The 21,961-nt window shown below is 62.8% G+C and carries 18 protein-coding genes; 13 read left to right on the plus strand and 5 right to left on the minus strand.

The window, feature by feature from the left end; genetic code table 11:
• Window positions 1-60 precede the first annotated feature (60 nt).
• Window positions 61-1,584 carry an o-succinylbenzoate--CoA ligase gene (gene menE / locus NGR01S_RS00110; protein WP_063034064.1) on the minus strand — a complete coding sequence of 508 codons (1,524 nt, stop codon included), beginning with the start codon at window positions 1,582-1,584 and terminating at the stop codon, window positions 61-63.
• 25 nt (window positions 1,585-1,609) lie between these two features.
• Window positions 1,610-2,053, minus strand: a complete 444-nt coding sequence (locus NGR01S_RS00115) for a MarR family winged helix-turn-helix transcriptional regulator (protein WP_063034066.1) — start codon at window positions 2,051-2,053, stop codon at window positions 1,610-1,612.
• A 318-nt stretch (window positions 2,054-2,371) separates the two neighbouring features.
• On the opposite strand from NGR01S_RS00115, the gene NGR01S_RS33055 reads away from it, so the two are divergent.
• Both NGR01S_RS33055 and NGR01S_RS00130 read left to right on the plus strand, forming a co-directional pair.
• The gene (locus NGR01S_RS33055) at window positions 2,372-2,914 is read left to right on the plus strand and encodes an amidohydrolase family protein (RefSeq protein WP_507762088.1); all 543 of its coding nucleotides are present in this window, start codon (window positions 2,372-2,374) and stop codon (window positions 2,912-2,914) included.
• Window positions 2,911-4,734 carry an acyl-CoA dehydrogenase family protein gene (locus tag NGR01S_RS00130; protein ID WP_063034072.1) on the plus strand — a complete coding sequence of 608 codons (1,824 nt, stop codon included), beginning with the start codon at window positions 2,911-2,913 and terminating at the stop codon, window positions 4,732-4,734. The genes NGR01S_RS33055 and NGR01S_RS00130 overlap by 4 nt, the downstream gene beginning before the upstream one ends.
• Before the next feature lie 176 nt (window positions 4,735-4,910).
• Here the strand turns inward: NGR01S_RS00130 and NGR01S_RS00135 are convergent, their stop codons facing one another.
• Both NGR01S_RS00135 and NGR01S_RS00140 read right to left on the minus strand, forming a co-directional pair.
• Window positions 4,911-5,615, minus strand: a complete 705-nt coding sequence (locus NGR01S_RS00135; RefSeq protein ID WP_157107059.1) for a hypothetical protein — start codon at window positions 5,613-5,615, stop codon at window positions 4,911-4,913.
• A gap of 93 nt (window positions 5,616-5,708) precedes the next feature.
• Window positions 5,709-6,239 (minus strand): hypothetical protein, encoded by a 531-nt coding sequence (locus NGR01S_RS00140; protein WP_063034076.1) that lies wholly within the window; start codon window positions 6,237-6,239, stop codon window positions 5,709-5,711.
• 142 nt (window positions 6,240-6,381) lie between these two features.
• On the opposite strand from NGR01S_RS00140, the gene NGR01S_RS00145 reads away from it, so the two are divergent.
• The 4 genes from NGR01S_RS00145 to NGR01S_RS00160 all read left to right on the plus strand — a co-directional run bounded on the left by NGR01S_RS00145 (window position 6,382) and on the right by NGR01S_RS00160 (window position 11,782).
• Window positions 6,382-7,983, plus strand: a complete 1,602-nt coding sequence (locus NGR01S_RS00145) for an amidase (protein WP_218020686.1) — start codon at window positions 6,382-6,384, stop codon at window positions 7,981-7,983.
• Window positions 7,984-8,058: 75 nt separating this feature from the next.
• Entirely contained in the window at window positions 8,059-9,180 is a 1,122-nt protein-coding gene (locus NGR01S_RS00150) for a substrate-binding domain-containing protein (protein ID WP_169811845.1), read from the plus strand.
• On the plus strand, window positions 9,177-10,739 hold the full coding sequence (locus tag NGR01S_RS00155) for a sugar ABC transporter ATP-binding protein (RefSeq protein ID WP_169811846.1): 1,563 nt from the start codon (window positions 9,177-9,179) through the stop codon (window positions 10,737-10,739). The genes NGR01S_RS00150 and NGR01S_RS00155 overlap by 4 nt, the downstream gene beginning before the upstream one ends.
• A gap of 2 nt (window positions 10,740-10,741) precedes the next feature.
• Window positions 10,742-11,782 (plus strand): ABC transporter permease, encoded by a 1,041-nt coding sequence (locus tag NGR01S_RS00160; RefSeq protein WP_157107060.1) that lies wholly within the window; start codon window positions 10,742-10,744, stop codon window positions 11,780-11,782.
• An 85-nt stretch (window positions 11,783-11,867) separates the two neighbouring features.
• Here NGR01S_RS00160 and NGR01S_RS00165 read toward each other — a convergent pair whose 3' ends face one another.
• Window positions 11,868-12,644, minus strand: a complete 777-nt coding sequence (locus NGR01S_RS00165) for an IclR family transcriptional regulator (protein ID WP_063034084.1) — start codon at window positions 12,642-12,644, stop codon at window positions 11,868-11,870.
• A gap of 556 nt (window positions 12,645-13,200) precedes the next feature.
• On the opposite strand from NGR01S_RS00165, the gene NGR01S_RS00170 reads away from it, so the two are divergent.
• The 7 genes from NGR01S_RS00170 (at window position 13,201) to NGR01S_RS00200 (ending at window position 21,916) form a co-directional block, all read left to right on the plus strand.
• Entirely contained in the window at window positions 13,201-14,322 is a 1,122-nt protein-coding gene (locus NGR01S_RS00170) for an NAD(P)/FAD-dependent oxidoreductase (protein WP_063034086.1), read from the plus strand.
• Between the two features lie 1,936 nt (window positions 14,323-16,258).
• Window positions 16,259-17,452 carry an amidohydrolase family protein gene (locus tag NGR01S_RS00175; protein WP_063034088.1) on the plus strand — a complete coding sequence of 398 codons (1,194 nt, stop codon included), beginning with the start codon at window positions 16,259-16,261 and terminating at the stop codon, window positions 17,450-17,452.
• Window positions 17,453-17,584: 132 nt separating this feature from the next.
• Complete coding sequence (locus NGR01S_RS00180) at window positions 17,585-18,322, plus strand: NIPSNAP family protein (protein WP_063034233.1); 738 nt, start codon at window positions 17,585-17,587, stop codon at window positions 18,320-18,322.
• A gap of 114 nt (window positions 18,323-18,436) precedes the next feature.
• Window positions 18,437-18,850 carry a nuclear transport factor 2 family protein gene (locus NGR01S_RS00185; RefSeq protein ID WP_084480242.1) on the plus strand — a complete coding sequence of 138 codons (414 nt, stop codon included), beginning with the start codon at window positions 18,437-18,439 and terminating at the stop codon, window positions 18,848-18,850.
• Between the two features lie 154 nt (window positions 18,851-19,004).
• Entirely contained in the window at window positions 19,005-19,856 is an 852-nt protein-coding gene (locus NGR01S_RS00190; RefSeq protein ID WP_084480243.1) for an ABC transporter ATP-binding protein, read from the plus strand.
• 1 nt (window position 19,857) lies between these two features.
• Entirely contained in the window at window positions 19,858-20,721 is an 864-nt protein-coding gene (locus tag NGR01S_RS00195; RefSeq protein ID WP_063034092.1) for an ABC transporter permease, read from the plus strand.
• A 328-nt stretch (window positions 20,722-21,049) separates the two neighbouring features.
• Window positions 21,050-21,916, plus strand: a complete 867-nt coding sequence (locus tag NGR01S_RS00200; protein ID WP_063034094.1) for an ABC transporter substrate-binding protein — start codon at window positions 21,050-21,052, stop codon at window positions 21,914-21,916.
• The last annotated feature ends 45 nt before the right edge of the window (window positions 21,917-21,961 follow it).

Here is a 21,961-nt window from a genome sequence, read left to right on the forward strand (position 1 = left end):
TGCGTCCTACCGACGCCGGCGCGCCACGGTTGCCGAATTCGCCGGCTCGAACCGGACGAGTCAGGAACTTCCGTGCAGCGCGCGAAGCCGATGTTTGGCAATCTTGCCGGACCCTGTTCGGGGAAGCTCATCCACGAAAGTGATGAAGCGTGGCAGCTTGTACTTCGCCAAGCGCGACTCCAGATAGGTGCGGAGGTCGCCTGGAGAAGGTTCGATGTGCCCGTTGAGGATGACGAAGGCATGCCCGATCTCACCCCAGGTCTCGTCCGCGACGCCGATCACCGCGCATTCCGACACAGCAGGATGCCGCGCGAGTATCGACTCGACCTCGGCCGGGTAGACATTCTCGCCGCCGGAGATATACATGTCTTTCATACGATCGATGATGTAGATGTAGCCTTCCTCGTCGTAGGCAGCGATGTCGCCGCTGCGGAACCAGCCGTCATCGGTGAACGCTGCCGCTGTCGCCTCGGGCGCCTCCCAGTAGCCAGGCATGACGTTCGGCCCTTTGATGAGGATCTCCCCCGGTTCCCCTACTCCGGCGTTCCGTAGCTCATCGCGGGCGATCCGAACGTCGGTGAAGAAATGGGGAACCCCGGCAGTGCCGATCTTCTGTGTGCTGGCCAAGCTGCCGACGATCATTGTGCCGGGTGCTGCCTCTGTCATCCCGAAGCCCTGCAGAAAGGTCAGTTCGCGCTCTTGAAATGTTTCGATCAGTCCACGCGGCACGGGTGCTCCACCGGTAACGAGTAAGCGGACCGACGAGAGGTCCGCTGTGGTCCAGCGAGGCGCATCAGCGAGGCCCGCAAACATACTCGGCACACCGAACATGAAAGTCACCCCATGTCGCTCGATCAGATTGTAGCAGGCGTCGATATCCCAGCGGTCCATCAGAACCGCGGTCCCTCCTTTGAGAATCGTCGGCAGCATCGTCATGTTCAACGCGGCGACATGGAAAAGCGGTGCGCTCACCAGCGTGACCTCGGTGCTGGTGACGTCGATGTCGACGACGACATTCATACAGTTCCAGGTGATATTTCCGTGTGTGAGTGTGGCACCCTTCGGTTTTCCGGTAGTCCCCGACGTATACAGGATGAGGGCGGGGTCTCCCAGTTCCACCGTCTCGTCCAGGTCGGTCGACTCGGCTTTACGGAGCAAGGTCTCGTAGTCGTAGGTTTCGCCCGGGGAGGCGGCGTTCTCGCTGATGAGGATACGGATCGTACCGCCCCGGAGTTGCTGCGCGGTGGATGTGTTCGCAGCTGCGGCGATCAACACCTGCGCTCTGCAATTGTCGAGCTGGTAACGAAGCTCGGCAGTGGTCAGTCGAGTGTTGAGCGGGACAAAGACCGCCCCGATTGCCTGGACGGCAAACATCGATTCGACGAATGAGGGCAAGTTCGGGCCGAGATACGCCACCCGACTGCCTTTCCCTACCCCGAGCTCCCGCAGCGCATTTCCCAGCCGGTTGATGCGCTCGTGCAAATCGGCATAGGTCAGACGCTGATCGCCGAAGATTATCGCGGTCTGTCCGGATGAGCCGCGGCTCCGACGGGCCGGCCAGGAGCCGACACCTTGATTCCTCATTGTTCGAGTTCCTCCTGTGACGGCCCTATGTGGGGCGTTCTGTCATGGCCTTGCGGAGCAGCGCCGGCAGTACTTGTTGCTCGCTGGGTGAGAGCATGCGCAGGGCCTCTTCCCGCGCGGCCGCGATCGCCGCCTGCGCTTGCTGCTGGGTCACCCTTCCCCGCTCCGTGGCGGTGACCTGGCGAAGTCGCCGGTCGGCCGCATCGACGCTGCGGGCCGCGAGACCCGCTGCTTCGAGCTCGTCGACCAGGGCGACGACCTGACTCGAGTCGAGCCCGAGCTGTTCTGCGAGGAGGCGTTGGGGGATGCCCTCATTGGCGCAGAGAAGCGTGAGCGTGGCGTACTGGCGGACTCTGAGCTCATGCGGCGCAAGGTGCTCGTTTGTCTTGCGTACGACGATTCCACTCAATCTGGCCAGCAGGAAGCCCGTGTCCTCGGCAAGTGCTTCGAAGTCTGTCGGTTGGCTCATGCGGTCCCCTTTTGCGCAATTGATCAATGGTTGATGAATTCATCTATTGACAGTTGCATCCAATGTAAGTTAGATGAGCAATGATTGACATGTTCAACGAATCTACCTAGATGTACCCGGGAAGGCAAGATGGATCTGCAGGGCAGAGTGGCGGTCGTCACGGGCGGTTCGGGGGGCGCGTACGCCCTCGGCCTCGCGACCGCCGGAGCGCGAGTCGTCGTCAACGACATCGATGAGGAAAACGCTCTTGGGCTCAATCGGTCGTTGCGTCACTTCGGTGTGGGGGACAGAACTCCGAGCGTCGATGAGATGGCCCGGATGTATCGCGAGCCCCGGATGGCCGCGGTTGTCTTCACTGTCGATCGCCGGCCGGCTACGGGACATCACCCAATCACCAATGAATTCGTCGCGGAAGCGGCAGCGAGACATCCGGACGTGCTCATCCCGTTCGCGAGCGTCGATCCCGCCCGTGGTGGGGAAGAGGTCGCCGCGGCCCGCCGGCTCGTCGCCGGACACGGCGTTCGCGGGTTCGAATTTCATCCCGGCCGCCAGGCGTTCGACCCGTCGTGCACCGCGCACTTCGCGCTGTACGAGGCCATCGCCGAACTCGGAGTACCCGCCGTGTTCCATACCGGGCAGACCGGCCTCGGTGCGGGACTACCCGGAGGCGCCGGTACGGTTCCCCGCGCCGACTCCGGTCGGCTCCCGTGTCCGAGTCGGCGTCGTCCTGCGTGGGGTGGCGCATATCGCCGGCGAGCAGCAGATCCTCCTCGACGCGACCGTCGAGGCCGAGGGGATCGAGAAACCGGTATGTGTCGCACAGCGGGTCTTCCGCTGGTACGAATGAGGGCTTCCGAGTGAGTCATTACCGCGGCAACCTACGAGATCTCTATTTCAACCTGTTCGAGGTACTCGGGCCCGCGCGGGTGACGCCGCCGAGTCGAGATCTCGACGACGAGGCAACCGCGCGGGAGGTGCTGGCCGAGGCGGCCCGGCTGGCGGAGGGGCCGATTGCGGCCTCGTTCACCGATGGTGATCGGCAAGCGCCCGTCTACGACCCTCGAACCTGTTCGGTCGCTCTCCCCGAGCCGATACGCGCTGCCTTCCGAATACTGCACGCCGCGGGTTGGTGGCGCGTGGATGTGCCCGAGGAACTCGGGGGCATCGACGTGTCGCGGCCGTTGGCGTGGGCGATCACCGAACTCCTTGTCGGAGCCAACCCGGCGTTGCAGCTCTACCTCGCCTCTGTCGTGTTCGCCTCGACCCTGCACCGGCACGGCACCCCCGAGCAACGCTGCATGGCCGCTCGGATCATCGAGCGGGGCTGGGGTGCCACAATGGTTCTCACGGAGCCCGAAGCGGGTTCAGACGTCGGCGCGGCCAGAACCCATGCCGTTCAGCAGCCCGACGGCTCTTGGCATATCGAGGGTGTCAAGCGGTTCATCACCTCCGCGGAGCACGACCTCACCGAGAACATCGTGCACCTCGTTCTCGCGCGGCCCGTCGGAGCGCGTACCGGGACCAGAGGGCTGTCCATGTTCATGGTGCCGAAGTTCCACGTCGATCCGCGGACAGGGGAGCTCGGTGCTCGCAACGGCGTATATGCCACCAACTTGGAGCAGAAGCTGGGTATCAAGGCTTCGGCGACGTGTGAGCTGACATTCGGTGCGCGGGACCCAGCGGTCGGGTGGCTCGTCGGTGACGTCCACGACGGAATGAAGCAGATGTTCGAAATAATCCGGCATACCCGCATGCTCGTGGGAACGAAAGCGATCGCCACCCTGTCGACCGGCTATCTCAACGCTGTCGAATACGCACGGACTCGGGTGCAGTCCGCAGACCTAATGCACTTCAACGATGCCGATGCGCCGAAGGTCGCGATCATCGAACACCCCGACGTGCGTCGGACCCTGCTCCTCGGTAGGGCGTACGCCGAAGGATTGCGCGGGTTGGTCCTCTATACGGCGTCCTGGCAGGAGCTCGCGATCGGCAACGAACTGGACAGCGACGCTCGCGACGCCACAGCGATCGTGGATTTCCTACTGCCGGTGCTGAAGGGCGCGGGAGCCCAACGGGCCGACGAACAGCTCTCGCAACTACTCCAGGTATTCGGCGGGTCCGGGTACCTGCAGGACTTCCCGATGGAGCAGTACGTCCGCGATGTAAAGGTCGACTCCCTCTACGAGGGCACCCTGGCGATCCAGGCCAACGATCTGCTACTACGCAGGGTGATCCGCGACGACCGACGCGGGTGGCGCTTGCTCGCCGCGGAGATCCGTTCGTACTCGACGTCTGCCGGGTCATGTGAGGAGCTCCGGCGCGCGGGAAAGGAAGTGGGTAGGGCACTGGACAATATCGCAGAGATGATCGAGGTCCTGGCCGACCGGTGGGCGCGGCGACACGACGACGCGCGGAACGCCCATCGAGTGGGTGAAGAATCTGTGCGATTCCTACTCTCTGTAGGCGATCTGCTCGTGGGTTACCTGTTGCTTCGGCACGCGACGGTCGCCCATGCGCAGCTTGTTGCGGGAGAAGCCGGCGGCGACCGTTCTTTCTATGAGGCGAAAGTATCGGTCGCGCGTTTCTTCGCGCGTTCTGTGCTTCCTGAGCTCGCTGCGCGCAGGGAGATCGTCGTCGCCGGCGACGACGATCTCGCCGCACTTTCCCCAGAGACATTCTGAGGGACAGGCCGCCCGGATTTCGTTGTCCTACCGGTGGCATTCGGTTTTGTGTTCTTCAGATTTTGGCTGCTGGTATCGGTGGAGAGTGTAGGATTCGATGGTTGCCGACCACGGGCCTCCGCTTCCGGCGAATACGTTGTCTACAGCATTCCATTTCCGGTGGACCACCGAGCCGATTATTGCGCGGGCCCTGCGTGTGCTGCCCGATCGGCCCGCTGGGCCTGGATATCGTTGTACTTCTGCGTAGCGACGGCGATACCGACGGGAAGTCCGACGGCGACCGAACCGACCGAAGCCCCGAATCCGCCGACTGCGACCGAACCGACGACACACCCTGTGATCGCGCCGGGGACGGTCAGCACTCCGCCTGAGACAATAGTGGTCAGGGCGCCACCGGTCACCGCGCCGAGCGGGCAGCCGACAGCAATGCCGATCAGGCCGCCGGCCGCTGCCCCGGTACCGGCCGCAAGCCCGGTATGCGGCCCCGCGGCATTCCACGCCGCGCGGGCGTCGGCAAGGAAGTCTTCACCGGGAGCGGCCACCGGAATGGCCTCGACCGAGCTCTCGCTCGGCGCTGCTTCGGCATCTGTCGTTGCGGCGGCAGGGTCGCCGAGCACGGGCCGACCGGAAGTATCCGCGACATGCAATTCGGTTCCATGCATGATCAGCGTCCCCAAGGGGGTGACGAGCCCACTGCGGCTTTCCGGAACGTAACCGGTGTAGTGCACGCCGGGGAGCGCTTCGACTCCGACGGGGTGACGGTCGAAGGGTTGCGGAGCTGCCGGCCGATCCGGGTCGGCACCGGCTGTCGCGGTGGCGAGTGTGGTCACTGTCAGGGCAGTGAAGGCCGTGAGAACGGTGAGCTTGCTGATGGTGTTCATTCCGATACTCATATCTTGGTCCGGATTCGTGTATTCCGGACCGATCCGGAATGCAGGAATCGACGAATTGTTGGCTGGGGTTGGTCGGTGGCGTCAGGAGGACGGCATTGCGATAGGCGCCGAAACGAGGCCTTTGGATTGCAATCCGTTGTACTGTTCGGTTGCGGCGGCCGCGAGAGCAGGCAGACCGGTGACGGCGCCGCCGATGGTGCCGCCGAGGAACCCGAGAGCCCCGCCACCCAGAATGCAGCCGCCGACCACGCCGAGCGGTGTCAGCGCTCCCGCGCTCACCAGCATGGTGAGCGAGCCGCCGGTCACCGCGCCGAGTGGGCAGCCCACGATGATGCCCGCAGCCGTCCCGAATAATTGACCGTCTCCCTTGGCCGCGGCGTATGCGCCACCTACCGCCGCGACGGCTTTGTCGATCTCCGCGCCGCGGTCCAGCGGAGTGGAAGGTGTCCCGTGATCGCCTGCTGCGTCGATGGAGTCACCGGCGTCGGATACGACGGCCGGTGCGGCGAGCTCGGTGGGCTCGGTGGGCGTGGCAGACGCCACCCCCACAGTGAATGTCGTGACGGCGAAGACAAGTGTCGCCGCGGCCGTGAATCGCGTGGTTGTTTTCATAGCTCCTCATAAACAGGTCGGGACTTGCCGATGAAAATTGCGGCAAAGCTGGTTCAGGTTCCGAAATGTGGAACGATGTGCCCGCAGTGGGTGACAATATGGTTCAGATCACATTCGGCGTGAGCATATTCTGCAGAACAGAATGTGCGGTTTCGCTCGATACGAGGTCTGGCGCCGAAGGACCCGGAAAATTGCTTTGCTTAGGCAAAGATTCTTTCATCCAGAATCTCAAGTACAGCCAGAAGGAATCTGGATATCGTTGCAATCCCACGCTACGAGAGCTCGAGACGACCTCGTTCAGCGCTGGCGAGCCAAAGGAGGCGGATCAACTGTGGACCCGTTCATGTCGGCAGTCGAATCAGCTCGGCTCATCCGCACTCGCGAAGTGAGTCCGGTCGAAGTCGCGGAGTTGTATCTCGACCGCATCGACCGCTTCAACGGCGAACTCAACGCATTCGTCTGGCGCAACGACGACCACGTTCTGGCCGCGGCCAGGGCGGCGGAGCAGGCGGTGATCCGGCGAGATGAGTTACCACCCTTCCACGGCGTCCCACTGCCGCTCAAGGACTTGACCGCAGCTGCCGGTCAACCCGATACCCGCGGCTCGCTCGGTATCTCGAACGAGCCGAAACCGGAGAACGAGCTGGTGGTCGATGCGTTTCTGCGGGCGGGGTTCAACTTGACGGGCCGGACCAACACCCCCGAACTGGGCGTTATGACCGTCACCGAGAATCGGCGGTACGGAATCACCCGGAATCCGTGGAACCTTCGATACTCACCGGCCGGGTCGAGTGGCGGTGCAGCGGCTGCTGTCGCCGCCGGTCTCGCCCCCATTGCCCACGGCAACGACGGCGGCGGATCACTGCGCATGCCGGCGTCGGCCTGCGGTTTGGTCGGTTTGAAGCCGAGTCGCGCGCGAGTTCCGCAGCGGGTGCAGTCCTGGTGGCTCTACTGCACCACTGACGGCGTGCTGACACGAACGGTCCGCGACACTGCGGCTGTCCTCGACTGCATCTCCGAACCGGACCGGCTTTCGTGGTTTCAGGCACCGCGACCCGAGCGGGCTTTCGTCGACGAGATCGGCCGGGAGTCCGGCAGGTTGCGGATCGGCCTGCTGCTCGATGCGCCGACGGGGCAACCGGTGGATCCACAGTGCGCGGTGGCGACGATACAGGCGGCGCGCCTGCTCGAGGGATACGGGCACATCGTCGAGCCGGTAGCTCCAGAGCTGTTCAGCGGCAATGCGATCCGCGCATACGTCGAAACAGTTATTCCGGCTTCGCTCTATACCTACCCTTTCGAAGATCCGGATCTCGCCGAACCATATAACCGGCACCGATGGCTGCAGGCCCAGCGAACACATGCCGGTGAATACGCACAGGCCGCGAGGATCCTTGAGATCGAATCGAGAACTGTTGTCGCGCAATGGAAACGGGACTTCGACGTTCTACTCACGCCCACCATGGCGTGCACACCCCCGCTTGCGGGAACCATCGTCGACGAGGCAAACCGATATCCCGACGAAGCGCGGCCGAGCGCCCTGGGGATGGTTGCGTTCACGACTGTTGCGAGCATCAGCGGACTACCGGCCATCAGCTTGCCGGTCCATCTCGGTCCGGACGGACTACCGGTGGGAGTGCAGCTCATCGGGTCGCCGTTCGATGAGTCCACCCTATTGCGCCTGGCAAGCGCCCTCGAACGTGACGTCGCCTGGACGACTCGTATTCCGGAGAACTTCCGGTGAATCAGGCTTTGGAGGCATCAGAAAATGAAGTGGATCACCCCCGGCCGGACCGCGCTGACCGGTATCGCCCTCGCCTTGACACTGCTTGTGTCGTGCGCCTCCGAAGGAGGCGGCCGCGCGGATCCGGCAAGTGCAGGTACTGATCCCGGGCTCGTCGCCGAGGCTACAGCGGCGACCGAAGCCGCCTACCGAGGTTCCTCCACGGAGCCCCCGGCCACCGCGCCGGCGCCGGCTGTCGACAAGGAGATATGGATCATCTCCGCCTTTCAGCAGGTACATGCCCTGGCTTACCAATCCGAACAACTTGTGGAAGCCGGCGCGGCGATCGGCTGGACCACGCGAGTGTGCGACGGCCGCAACAACGTCAACGGCGGGTGGTCGGAATGTATCCGCCAAGCGACCGCAGCGGGAGCCGAAGGCATCGTCCTGGTCTCCGTCGACTGCGCTCCTGTCCGACAAGCACTGATCGAAGCACGCCGGGCGAACGTGAAGATCGCATCTTTCAGCGGTTTCGACTGCGATGACCCCACTCAGGGCGCAAGTACTCCACTGTTCGACGCTCCCGCCAGCTACCTCGCCGGTGGTGGTTCGATCGCGGACCTCTACACCCGACTCGGTGAGCTGCGCGCCGACATCGTCATCTCGAAGACCGGAGGTTCCGCGAAGGTCCTGCACGTCGCCTTCCAGGACGTGGCATTCGGGACTTATCTCGCCGACGGCTTCAGAAAGCGGATGGAGAAATGTGGCGGTTGCACGATCGTGGACACCGTGTCCATAGTGCCGCCGGACGTCCCCAACATTCGGCAGCGGTTCGAGACAGCGCTGGCGAGACATCCTGAAGCCAGTGTCGTCGCGGTCGATGTCGACTACTTTTTCGTCGCCGGGATCCAGCAGGCTCTCGTCACCTCCGGCCGCCCGGACTTGCTGGTGCTGGGCAGCGAGTGCCAACGTAACGATCTCGACTACGTCCGCAGCGGGCAGGGCGAGCAACTCTGTGTCGGCGTGTCCAGCGGCTACCGGTCCTACGCGTCGATCGATTCGCTCAACCGAGTGTTCAACGGTGCGGCAGCCGTCCCGGCGGGCGTAGGCATGCAGATCGTGGACGCTGACAACAACTTGCCCGCTCCCGGCTCGGAATATGTGGGAACGATCGACTTCTCGAGTCACTACAAGCAGGCATGGGGACGATCGCGATGACCGTTGTCGAGCAGAGTGAAGTCAGAGAATTCGGGCCGCCTGCGGTCGAACTGCGGAGTGTCAGCAAGACCTTCGGCGGTGTGCGCGTCCTCCGCAGCATCGATTTCGAGGTTGCCCGGGGAACGGTGCACGCACTTCTCGGCGGCAACGGTTCCGGCAAATCGACGACCCTGAAAATCCTTGCGGGTGTCCATCAAGCCGATCGTGGCGGAACCATTGGACTGAATGGTCATCTGCACGCGTGGAACGCATACAGTCCGGCGGTCGGGAAATCAGCTGGCCTGCGGTTTGTCCACCAAGATCTCGGTCTTGTGCCGGATCTCACGGTCAGCGAGAACTTCGCACTGGAATCCGGCTATCCGCGCCGGCTCGGGCCGGCGATCGCTTGGAGCGCGCTCCATCGAAGCACCGCAGAACAACTCGCGCATATCGGGCCCGATATCGATCCTCGCAAACTCGTGCGTGAGCTGCGCCCGAGCGACCGGACCCTCGTTGCCATCGCGCGTGCACTCCGCAATACCGACACCGGGGAAACCGTGACATTGGTCCTCGACGAACCCACGGCGAGCCTTCCCAATCATGAAGTCGACCTGTTGTTGCAGGCGGTCGAGCAGCTGCGGGCGCGGGGGCAGACGGTGATCTATGTCAGCCACCGATTGCCCGAGGTCCTGCGCCTGGCCGATCGGGTGACCGTACTGCGCGACGGCGCAATAGTCGCCACGGCCGATGCCCACGCCGATCTCGATGAAGCCGCGCTGATCGAGTTCATGACCGGCTCCGCGCCTCGACCGCAGACGCGTGACAAGACGCCGGCCACCAGGGGACCGGTGTTGCTGGCGGTGCGCGACCTCGCCGCCGGCCCGCTCGAATCGGTGAGCTTCGAGGTGCATCGAGGTGAGATCCTCGGTGTGGCAGGACTGCTCGGCTCCGGCCGGTCAACCTTGCTGCGTACCCTGTTCGGTGCGCGTGTGATCGACGGCGGAAGGATCGAGGTCGATGGTGCGCCTGTGAGATTCGGCAGCACCGGTGATGCCATCCGCGCCGGATTCGCCTTCGTGCCCGAAGACCGGGCCCGTGATGCGGCGTTCCTCGAGCAGTCGGTGGTCGCCAACCTCTCGATATCGATCGTCAGTCGATATTGGCGAATCTGGCGCATGGCCCATGGCCTAGAGCGTCGAGAGGCCGGCGATTTGATGACCGAGTTCGACGTCCGGGCCGCCGGGCCGGACACGGCTTTGGCAACACTGTCAGGCGGTAATCAGCAGAAGGTCGTCATAGCTCGATGGATCCGGCTACGACCGAAAGTGCTCCTGCTCGACGAGCCGACTCAGGGCGTGGACGTCACGGCTCGCGCCGAGATCCACGCGGCCATTCGATCGCATGTTCGCGACGGCGCCAACGCCGCGATTGTCGTGTCGTCGGATTTCGCGGAGCTGGCGGCGCTCTGTGACCGCGTCATTGTGGTGACGGGTGGCCGGATCCGAACCGAGCTGGCTGCCTCCGAGGTAACCGAGGGGCGGCTCTCCGTGCTCTCACATGCAGTCCCAGAAGGAGAATAGCTGTGATTCCTACTGACCAGGCCATTGCCGCCACGCCGGCGGCCGCATCGGATTCGGCCGTTGTGAGCCGGAAGTTCTCCGGATGGCCTCGCCTTCTTCAGCGGTACGGACTGCTGCTCCTACTCGTCGCGATGGCCTTTATGTTCGCCGTTCTCCCCGAATCCGGTGCGGCGTTTCGGAGTGAAGCCAACCTGCGGGCGCTCGTGGCGAACCAAGCCGTAGGGCTGGTGGTAGCACTCGCACTGCTGTTCCCTATGGCCGCGGGATTCCTCGACTTCTCCGTCGGTGCCGTGACCGCGACCACCAGTGTCGCCGCCGCGGCGGCGATGGCGCACTTCGGTCTCCCGCCCCTGGTGGCCATCTGTATCGCTTTGCTCGGCGGAGTGGCCGTCGGCGGGTTCATAGGTCTGTTGGTCGCGAAGTTCGAGATGAATCCCTTCATCGCGACGCTCGGGATGGCCACGCTGCTCGGCGGCGTGATCCTCGCCTACACCGATGGTCTGCAGATCACCAATGGGATTTCCCCCCAGGTCACTGCCCTTGGTTCGGGGACGTGGTTCGGGCTTCCGAGGATCGTGGTCGTGGCCGCGGCGATTGCCTTCGGGGTGTGGTTCGTCATGGAACACACACCGCTCGGGCGCTATCTTTTCGCTGTCGGTTCCAACTCGAACGCGGCTCGACTCACCGGCATCAATGTCGTGAAGGTCAAGTTCATCTCCTTTGCCCTGTCCGGTCTCGTCGCCGGCGCTGCGGGGGCTCTCCTGCTCGCCCGACAGGGTTCGGCGACGTCCGACTCGGGAATGAGCATGTTGTTTCCCGCGTTGACGGCCGTTCTACTCAGCACGATCGTCGTTTACCTCGGGAGGCCGTCTGTACTGGGGACAGTCATCGGCGTGCTGTTTCTGGCGGTCAGCGTCAGCGGACTGACCTTGATCGGGGCACCGGCGTGGGTGGGCCAATTCTTCAACGGGGCCGCTCTGCTGGTTGCCGTCGGCGTGTCGAGCGTCGGGAACATCAGCCGGTCGAGGGCGCGCGCTGGTTGAGTCGACGAACGCGTCGAGTCGACCAGTACGTGCTGTCCTGTTGCCGAGTGCGGCCTTGTCCGGAGGCGGGCTCGATCGAGTCCGCTCAGCCCTTTATGAAGTCGGCCTGAATCGCTTTCACGGCGAGCGCAAGTGTCGACACGATCGCGGGAAGTTTCTCCGGGTCGTAGCGAACGCTCGGCATGGAAACGGACACGCCGGCCAAGGCGTGACCGTCATCGGAACGGATGAGGCTTCCGATCGCGGTAACTCCACGCTCGGACACATCCTTATTGACAACGAAGCCGTTCTTTCGGATCTGGTTCAGGGTACGGCGCAGTTGCGACAGGTCGGGCCGGTCGTCGTCGGGCTGGCCCGACTTGTAGCCGTCGGAATAGACCTGCTGCAATTCCTCGTCGGACAATTCGGCGAGCAAGAGCAGGCCTCCTGTGATCTTGTGGGCGCGAAAGACCATGCCTTCGCGGGTCCCGACCCGCAATGCTCGCGGACTTTCCACACTGGCGATGAACCGCGCCGTACTGCCGGTGCGGATGATGAGATTGGCCGACTCTCCCAGGACATCGACCAACCGACGGAGATGCGGGAGGGCCGCCGTGCGTAGCTGCGAGGTCTGGGATTGCGAATGTGCAGCCAACTCGAGTACCGGACCGGCTCGGTAGCAGCGGTTCTCACTTTGTACCGCGAAATCGCGATAGACCAGCATCGCGAGGAGGCGGTGCGCAGTCGATCTGGCCACGCCCAGTCGGTCGGCGATCTGCGACACAGTGACTTCGCCCTCCAGCTGCAACATGACGGCGATGTGGAGGGCATGATCGACGCTGGTGATCGCGTACGACGGCTGTTTCTTGAGAGGGCCCGCCATTGTTACTCCGATCTTCTGCAGTCCAGAATACGCTGTTTCTTTATCACGGGGTCGGGCACGATCGTGCGAGACCGCCGATAAGGCTTGATGGAGTTCTATGACCGACCTTGTTCAAGCATCCGCTCCTGGCCGTCACCTGGACCGGCTCGTATCGGCGCACGCCGAATTCGGTGTTGTACCGCGTTCCCGGACAAGAGTCGATGAACCCGCTGCGGCGGCGATCGGTGACCATATGCCGATAGTAGAGAAAGCCGTCGGACCTCCCGGCGACACCATCCACCGAAATGGAACCGAGCAGACCAAGGTTCCAGAACTGGGAGTTGTGGCATCTCGACGACAGCCGGCAGCGGCGACAGCGCAATGCTCGATCCTATGCGCGGAATTCGCACAACTCGTGCGTGTTCGGCACGACTGTGCTGGCACCGGCCGGCGGCCATCACTACTCCCGCTCACCCCGCCGGAATCTGTATATGCCGCTACCGAGCCAATGGGATACCGGTTCCCCGTCGAGGGAATCGTCTCGCGGTGAACTACCGAAGAATAGAAGGAAACCAGAATGCCTCATATCGTTGTCATCGGCGGCGGATTTGCCGGTGTATGGAGCGCAGCCTCGGCAGCGCAGGTTCGGCACTCCACCGGTGCCGACCTGAGGATTACCCTGATCGCGCCCCAACGCGATCTGGTGCTGCGCCCTCGGCTGTACGAAGCAGACCCGAGCCGGGCCACGGTGGCGCTCGACCGCATATTGAAACCGATCGGCGTCGACCATGTCCGCGCGAGCGTTCGCCGGATCGACGTCGCGCGACGCCGGGTGACCACTGACGATGGTCGCGACATCGACTACGAACGTCTTGTGTTGGCTGCCGGCAGCCGCCTGATTCGGCCGGAGCTACCCGGTGCGGATCGATTGTTCGATATCGACACCTTGGGCGGGGCTCAGCGTCTGCAGGCCCACCTGCGGAAACGGTCAGGGTTTCACGCGACCGTGGTCGGCTCCGGATTCACCGGCTTGGAGCTCGCGACCGAACTCGCATCCAGGGGCCGAGTCCTGCTGGTCGACCGGGCTACCGAAGTCGGCCCGGAGCTCGGCGCGGGCCCGCGGCCGCAGATTCTGACGGCGCTCGACGAGCTGGGTATCGTTTGCCGGCTCGGCGTCACGGTCACCGAGGTCGGCGACGGCTTCGCCGAACTGTCCGACGGCTCGCGGATCGACACCGACGCGGTAGTGTGGACCGCCGGCTTGCAGGCCAGCCCACTCACCCTGCAGATCCCAGGTCCTCGGGATCAGCTGGGTAGGTTGCAGGTGGATGAGTGGCTCCGGGTCACCGAGGATGTCTTCGCTGCGGGTGATACGGCCGCAGCTCGAATCGATCCGGATCACTCGACGGTGCAGAGTTGTCAATACGCAGTGCCTCTCGGCAAAACCGCCGGCCACAACGCTGCCGCCGACCTTCTCGGCCTCGCGGCCTTGCCTTTCGCACCGGACCCTTATGTGACCTGTCTCGACCTGGGTGCCGCCGGCGCATTGCTGACAGACGGCTGGGACCGTCGAGTACAGGCGTCCGGCTCCGAAGGGAAGAAAATCAAAAAGTACATCATGCAACTGATTCACCCACCGGTCGATGACGCCGACGCCATATTCACTGCGGCCCGGGAAATTCGAGGACGCGATGTATAAGCGGTCCGAGACCGCGTGAACGGATATCGCCTCCGAGCGGAGCGGTGAATCCTGCGGCTCACCCGGATCGCCCACTTTCCGAGCTGATCCGCCGCTGCGGATCAGCTCGGAAAGCAGCTTGCGGAAGTAGCGGCCGGTTGAGCAGCGACCGGGCGCGGGTATGTCGCGATGCCGAGTTGCGCGCTTTCGCGGGACGCTCCGATTCCGGCTGTCCGACGCGTACATGCCCGGGGGCCTGCTGATCGTCGCCACGGCCGAATCGATCGGTATGGCCGACAAGGCGGTCACGGTGACCAGCGAGTACCATGCTCCGCGGGAATTGCCCGGGGTCGGCTCGCTGACCCCGGGGCCGGCTACCCGGCAATTCGACTTTTCCGGCCTTCACGAGCACAGCCGCGGCCTGGAACTTTCGCCGACCGAGGCGTTCGCCGCGCGACCGGTCACCCTTCTCGGCTCGGAGGAGGCGGGCGGGCCTCGGCAGCAGCGAGGGACCCCCACTGAACACAGGGCATTGCCGAGCGGCGCACAGGTTGTTCCCAGGTTCGGCGGGAAAGGTGGACAAGGAAACCAGTACGAGGAGGTTCCCCATGATGGTCTACGCGACGGTTGCCGCCGGATTCGCCGTGCTCACACTGATGGTGTTGTCCAGCCATATGGCTGCCGTGGCGCCGCGCACACTGGTCCGGGTGCGCAACCGCTGACCTGCGTTTCAGCGATGGATCGATCCCGTGTTCGCGTAGAGCGTCATTACCGTCGCGCCGCCGAGCCCGACGTTGTGCTGTTCGCGTAATCGACCCGGCGGGCTCGCGTCGGCCCACGTGGCTGCCAGACCGATTCCGCGTACTGCGCCACGCCTGTCGCACCCAGCGGGCGGCCTTTGGCCGGCGTGCCGCCGGAGGGATTGGTCACAACCCGCCGCCGTCCGTGGTGGCGGCGTCGGCGACGACTCGTTCTGCGGTCGCCTGTGGGGTGAGAGTCCGGGGCAGAACGGGTCACGCGGACGCGGTTTCGGAGGTCGAGGCGAGAGCTGATCGAATGCCCGAGCTGATATGCCCGGGCAGGATCGGGGTCGCGCCCCTGTTGACCATTCCACGTATGTATCGATCCGGACCGGATGGGCTTATGTGCCGCTTGTGTTCGACGTGTTCTCCCCGGGTGATCGTCGGCTGGGCCGCAGCGAGTTCGACGACGACCGCGCTGGTCGCCGAAGCGCTCGAAAGGGTGTTCTGGCGGAGGGAGAACTACCGCCATCCGTGCGAGTCCCGGTCTGGTACTCCACACGGATGCCGGGTGAAATTCGCATTGGTGACTTGAATTGAATTGGCCTGCTGTACAGATTATTTCGCTGTCGGTCGACCGTGGCAGTTCATTCTTCTTGACGAGTGAACAGGCCGGGCAATGTGTCGATTCGCCTGGTCGCCAAGGAGTTTCGTGCTGGGATGATTCCGACTGGCTTCGGTCGGCGCGGCCGGCCGGGCTCGCGCGCACATCGGCAGTAGCGTGTGTTCCGCAGACTGCCGAAGCTGCTGGACACGCCCGTCGGCAACGTCGGTTTCCCTGAATGCCAACTGATTTCGACCGTGCTTCACGACGTCATCGGTGACCGATTTCGACGCCGGACTTCATCGGCACTGGTATGCCGCAGTCTGCTTGACGACACGGTCACCCCCGACGTGGATGTTGCGTGAGTCGACCGACTCGCGAACGAACTCGGTAAGCCCCCGAAACCATCGCACGGAAAACACGGGCCGTTCTGCGGGGCCATGGGTGCGGCGGCCCTACAGCGGAGGACGCGCCCGTGGCCACTGACGGTTCACCAAGCCGCTCACCCCGGAGGCGGGCGCCACGGAAAAGTGAGGCTGGACACACAGCTCGCTCTATGCCAAACTGCGATCTGACGAACAGTCAGATTGAGTCAGCGAGACATAGGACTTATATGTCGGACCTCCCGAGAATCATCAGCGTCGACGACCACATAGTCGAGCCCGCTCATTTATGGCAGACCTGGTTGCCGAGGAAATATCGCGAGCACGGTCCCCGTGTCGAGCGTCGTGGAATCGGCGATATCCGACATGTCGGAGGCGGGCGGTATGAGCAGACGTTCGATCCGGACGGACCAGCAGCGGATTGCTGGGTATTCGAAGATCTCGTATATGTTCATAAACGTCACGTCGCGGGGGTCGGATTCAGCCGCGAGGAAATGACGATGACCCCGATGACCTATGATGAGATGCGCCCCGGGTGCTACGACCCGGTCGAGCGTACCAAAGACATGCTCGCGAACCACGTCGACGGATCGCTCTCGTTCCCGACCTTTCCCCGGTTCTGCGGACAGACATTCACCGAGAACTCGGACAGGGAGTTGGGGCTGGAATGTATCAAGGCCTACAACAACTACATGGTCGAGGAATGGTGTGGTGACAGTAACGGGGTGCTGATTCCGCTGATCATCGTGCCGCTCTGGGATGCCGAATTGGCTGCCGCCGAAGTCCGGCGTAATGCCGAACGGGGCGTGCATGCTGTTTGCTTCAGCGAAATTCCCGCGCATCTGGGCTTGCCGAGCATCCACAGTGGGTTCTGGGACCCGTTCTTCCAGGCCTGCGAAGAGACGTCCACGACGATCAACATGCATATCGGGTCTTCGTCGAGGATGCCTGCGACCTCGGCGGATGCGCCGGACGGAGTCGCTGCCACGCTCTCCTTCAACAACTCCATGACATCGTTGGCGGACTGGCTGTTCTCCGGGAAGCTCGTCCAGTATCCCGATCTGAAAATTGCTTATTCCGAGGGCCAGATCGGATGGCTGCCATATCTTCTCGAGCGCGCGGATACCGTTTGGGAGGAACATAGAGCGTGGGTGGGACGCGACGGAATCACTCCGGAACCGCCCTCTGAGTACTTTCGGCGTAACGTGTTCGGCTGTTTCTTCAAGGACTACCATGGAATCGCCTCACGTGATGCTATCGGAATCGACAACATCACGTTCGAGACCGACTATCCACATACCGACTCTACGTGGCCGGATTCGAAAACTGTCGCCGAGAAGCATCTACTCGGACTGAGTGACGAAGAGAAATACAAGATACTTCGAGGCAATGCTATCCGGATGCTGAGTCTGGACCGGGTCTGACGGGAGTTGTGAACTCCTGCATCCGAACCACTTCTCGTGCCGACGGTGCCGACCGCCATAACTATATTGCCATCCGTTCGGAATCGAATGGGACCGATCAGCTATCCGGTGGGTCGCATTTGGAAGGTTCAGATGAACGACAAGATCTATATCCACGAGTACATCGACATAATCGGCCACAATCGCAGCAAGTACATGTACCACATGACTGCCAATTTCAGCCCCATCGGACAGGAAGAACGCAACCAGAGCTGCTACGGAGTCTGGGGTGTGGTGGGGAGTACTGGGTACTGGCCGCAAGTGGTGAATATTTGGGAAGAAGATGGGCTTTCCGGACTCGCCGCATCCTTTCGGCACGAGCTTCAACATGAGGCGCTACAAGATCCAAAGCTCGCAAAATGGTGGGCTACCGCAGCAGAGTTTCGTTCGGGAGGTCGCGATCGTCTCCTGCTGCCCGCGCCTTGGAGTCCCACGTCCGCGGATCTCTGCGCTGCCGGAGTGACCGGCGATGTCTACGCCCAGGAGGAGGTGCACGTCGCCCCCGGGCAAGCGGGCGAGTACCTGCGCAGAGTAAACGAGATCGCCGCACCGCTCTACGAGCGCTTCGGGTGGCGGCTCGTCGGGGCCTGGGAGACATTGATGACCAACGACAGTGAGGCCTTCGTGCTCTGGGCCATACCGTCGTGGACTCAGTGGGCCGAGCTCGAGAAGGCTCTGCGCAGCGATCCCGCCCTCTCGGCATGGCGCGTGCAGAGCAATGAGCTGACCACTGCCTTCGATCGATACCTTCTGGTCGATGCCCCGCTCTCGCCGTTCCGGACCGGCCGGCAGCCGCGGCGAGAGGATCGCATCGAGCAATGGGTGGAGTGATCGAGGAGGCGGGATCAGCGGCGGTGCCGCATCGGTCTCACCGCGACCGACGGTGCACCGATATCGAGTTGCCGGAGCGGCACCGCGAGGTTTGATTGGAAGGACACACTGGTCATGACGATTGCACGCCCGGGCTCGATGGCGGCGGAACTGGAGGTCCGCGACCTCCTCGGCCGTTGCGCCCTCTGTGCCGATGAGGGCCATGCTGCGGAGTACCGGAACTTCTACAGCGAGGATGTGGTCTGGGAGACCACCGGCACACGACAGGTCGGCATCGCCGAGGTGATCGCTGCCGCCGTCGAGCGGCGCAGGACGGGCGTCAGCGGACCGGGCTCACACACACGCCACGTGATCACCACGCTCACCGTGGCCATCGACGGCTCGAAGGCGCAAGCGCTCAGTTATGTGCAGTTCTATCGCAACACTCACGCCACACCGATAGCAGGACTGCTCGTGCGGTACTCCGATCAGCTCCGCCGCAGCGACGCCGGCTGGAGAATCACCCACCGTCGCATCACCCCCGGATAAGCGTCAGAGGCCGAAATCCGGAATCTCCACGGCAATTGATTGGAGCGTTACACATTGCGCGACCGAATCTCTGCCCACGAATCGGTCCTGGACCGTCCGGTGACACCGAGTTCCATCGAACACGGCCTACCAATTCATGGTGAAGGTATAGAAAATGACCACAAACAGCTCGATCGCTTCAGGGGCTCGGGAACAGGACCGTACCATCGATCTATCCAGTGGTTCCCGTCCAAAGATTGTCGCGAATGGTGTCGAACGGTCCTTCGGGTCGGGCAACGGTAGTGTCCATGCGCTCGGTCCGATGGATGCAAGTATCGATGAGGGCGAGTTCGTTTGCATTGTCGGTCCCTCTGGCTGTGGTAAATCCACCTTCCTGAGGATAGTGGCCGGACTGCTACCACCTTCGAAAGGGAAAGTTACCGTCGCGGCGAAATCGGCTCATCCGGCGTCGATGATATTCCAGGATTACGGAATCTACCCGTGGAAGACAGTCGAGGCCAACGTGCGCTTCGGTCTCGACATCCAGGGAGTGCGTAAATCAGAAGGTCGTAAACGTGCGCGTTCATGGCTGGAGAAGATGAGAATAGCCGAGTTCGCCGATGTTTATCCGGCTCAGCTCTCCGGCGGAATGCGCCAGCGAGTTTCGATCGCTCGTGCCCTCGCGTCCGAACCAGAAATCCTGTTGATGGATGAGCCCTTCGCCGCGCTGGATGCTCAACTTCGCACGATTCTGCAGGAAGAACTGCTCGAGTTGTGTCAAGCCGAGCGCCGTACCGTTCTCTTCGTCACACACAGCCTGGAGGAGGCGATCATCCTCGGTGACAGAGTGGTGGTGATGAGCGCACGACCGGGGCGAATCCTGGCGGAGCGACGCTCGCCGTTCCCTCGTCCCCGGTCCGCCGCCGTCCGCGATGCTCCAGAGTTCGCGGCATTCAAGGCAGAGCTGTGGGAGCTGCTCCGCGATGAGGTCGAGGCGGGGCAAGGTTCCGCTGGTAGGAGAAATTGAGATGTCGCAGATTTCCGAGAGCTTCAGCGATCGAGTATTGGTGCGATTACCAGGCCGAGCGGAAATAAACTCGGCCGGCGCAATTCGACGCCGCAGAGGTATCGATGCCACACTGGCAATCGGCTTTCCGGTGCTGCTGCTCGCGCTATGGCAGCTGTCCAGCACCATGGGCTGGATAGACAGTCGCCTCTACCCGGCGCCTACGGACATCATCCGAGACGGCTGGGACCTCCTGAAATCCGGAACGCTATGGCCCGATATTCGCGTAACGACCATGCGGGTCTTCTATGGATTTGTCATCGGCGCGTTCGCGGGTATTGTTGTCGGTCTCGTCATGGGTTCGATCCGCTGGATTAGAAAGATGCTCGAATCGACACTCGATGCGCTGTATGTGGTTCCGAAACTCGCTCTTCTCCCGATTCTTTTGAATATATTCGGACTGGGCGAAGGGCCGAAGATCGCCCTCGTTGCCACGACCGTGTTCTTCTTTGTCTGGATCTCCACCATGTCGGCTGTTATTTCGGTTCCCGAGGGCTATCGAGAGGCTGCGCAGTGCTTCGGCGCCAACCGGTGGGACATGTTTCGACATGTACTCGTGCCCGCTTCGCTACCGCAAATCTTCGTTGCCATGCGGGTGGGCGCCGGGATAGCTTTCCTGGTGATCGTCGCCGCCGAATTCATCGTGGGAACGGACGGGCTCGGCTATCTGATCTTCAACTCTCGCGCGCTGTTCCTCAATGGCCACATGTTCGTCGGCATCGTTGTCGTCGCCGTCGGTGGCGTGATCTTCACCGAGATCGTCCGATTCATCGGTCGACGGTTGACGAAATGGGCTCCGCACGATGGCGCTGCTACGAACGCCTGACGGCGAGGCTTGTCCCCCCTATGAGAATGCTGAGGGCAGCATGAGAAGAACACGTACGTCGCTGGGGCTCATCTTCGCCGCGGTGCTCACGTTGGCCGTCTCGGCCTGCGGGAGTGGGGGGTCGGATGCCTCTCGATCCGCGGGTCCGGTAACCCCGAGAGCCGCGACGGGTCTTCCCGTCGCGGGCTGTGCGGGTGGCTGGACCGATCCTGACGACCGTGCACCGGACCGGCACCCCGCCCGATGTGAGGCGAATTCTCCCCAACCGCAACCGCTACCGGGCAAAACCAAGCTGTTGGTGACTTCCTCGACACTGCAGAGTGAGTTCATGGCCAACGTTCGCCTCGCGATAGCGAGCGGTGAGTTCGAAAAAGAGAACCTCGAGGTCGAACTCAAACAAGTCCCCGCGGCGGACAGTATCAATCTTTTGGCCTCGGGAAAGTCTGATATATCCGTCGGGGCACCGGATTCGGCATTCTTCAACGGGTTGGCAGCCGGAATCGACCTGCGATGGGTGCTGGGGAATTACTTCTCCGCCGCCGACTCCAAGGCAGGATTATGGATTCGAGACGTGGATGGTCGTCCGGGGAAGATATCCGACCTGAAAGGTGAAAGTATCGGCGCGATCGTGGGCTCGGGTAGCGTTACCATGTATCCGCTCACGCACGGGTTCGCCAAAGCGGGTGTCGATATCGACGATGTGAAATTCCAGTCGTTGCCTGCGGCCGACCTGGTTACGTCGTTGGAGAACGGAGCGATACCGGCAGCGTGGCTGAGTGACCCCTACTGGACCCGGATCAGCGGCCGCGACGGGTACACGTTCGCGGTCGGCCAACCACCTGCAGAGCCGCTCGGTGGGATTATCTTCGGACCGAACATGCTCAGAGAGAAGGGTGAGGCGGGCGTCGCTTTCGTCAGGGCTCTCGTGCGGACGGTCAATACGTATCTGACCGGCGACTACAAGGCCGATCCGAAGGTGGCCGCGAGCGTTGCCGAGGCGGTCGAACTTCCGCTGGAGATCATGACACGGACTCCATCGCTGGTATTCGACTGGGAGATCCGCGAAGGCACCACCGACCTCCTGCAAGAGAGTTTTCAGAAGACCGGTGTATTCAAAGGGAGTCAGATCCTGCCGGAGTCCGAGGTCGTGGATCGTTCGTATTATGCGGAGGCAGTGGGGCAGCCCGCCGGCTGACCTGATATGTAATAACCACTCTGCGGTATCCGATGGTCTCGACTG

The sequence above is a fragment of the Nocardia grenadensis NBRC 108939 genome, from assembly GCF_001613445.1.
GTDB classification, from domain to species: Bacteria; Actinomycetota; Actinomycetes; order Mycobacteriales; family Mycobacteriaceae; genus Nocardia; species Nocardia grenadensis.

Coding starts and splice junctions, on each gene's coding strand:
- menE (WP_063034064.1), bottom strand. CDS start 1,584: ATGAGGAATCAAGGTGTCGGCTCCTGGCCGGCCCGTCGGAGCCGCGGC.
- NGR01S_RS00115 (WP_063034066.1), bottom strand. CDS start 2,053: ATGAGCCAACCGACAGACTTCGAAGCACTTGCCGAGGACACGGGCTTC.
- NGR01S_RS33055 (WP_507762088.1), top strand. CDS start 2,372: ATGTATCGCGAGCCCCGGATGGCCGCGGTTGTCTTCACTGTCGATCGC.
- NGR01S_RS00135 (WP_157107059.1), bottom strand. CDS start 5,615: ATGAACACCATCAGCAAGCTCACCGTTCTCACGGCCTTCACTGCCCTG.
- NGR01S_RS00140 (WP_063034076.1), bottom strand. CDS start 6,239: ATGAAAACAACCACGCGATTCACGGCCGCGGCGACACTTGTCTTCGCC.
- NGR01S_RS00145 (WP_218020686.1), top strand. CDS start 6,382: ATGTGCGGTTTCGCTCGATACGAGGTCTGGCGCCGAAGGACCCGGAAA.
- NGR01S_RS00155 (WP_169811846.1), top strand. CDS start 9,177: ATGACCGTTGTCGAGCAGAGTGAAGTCAGAGAATTCGGGCCGCCTGCG.
- NGR01S_RS00165 (WP_063034084.1), bottom strand. CDS start 12,644: ATGGCGGGCCCTCTCAAGAAACAGCCGTCGTACGCGATCACCAGCGTC.
- NGR01S_RS00170 (WP_063034086.1), top strand. CDS start 13,201: ATGCCTCATATCGTTGTCATCGGCGGCGGATTTGCCGGTGTATGGAGC.
- NGR01S_RS00175 (WP_063034088.1), top strand. CDS start 16,259: ATGTCGGACCTCCCGAGAATCATCAGCGTCGACGACCACATAGTCGAG.
- NGR01S_RS00180 (WP_063034233.1), top strand. CDS start 17,585: ATGAACGACAAGATCTATATCCACGAGTACATCGACATAATCGGCCAC.
- NGR01S_RS00185 (WP_084480242.1), top strand. CDS start 18,437: ATGACGATTGCACGCCCGGGCTCGATGGCGGCGGAACTGGAGGTCCGC.
- NGR01S_RS00190 (WP_084480243.1), top strand. CDS start 19,005: ATGACCACAAACAGCTCGATCGCTTCAGGGGCTCGGGAACAGGACCGT.
- NGR01S_RS00195 (WP_063034092.1), top strand. CDS start 19,858: ATGTCGCAGATTTCCGAGAGCTTCAGCGATCGAGTATTGGTGCGATTA.
- NGR01S_RS00200 (WP_063034094.1), top strand. CDS start 21,050: ATGGCCAACGTTCGCCTCGCGATAGCGAGCGGTGAGTTCGAAAAAGAG.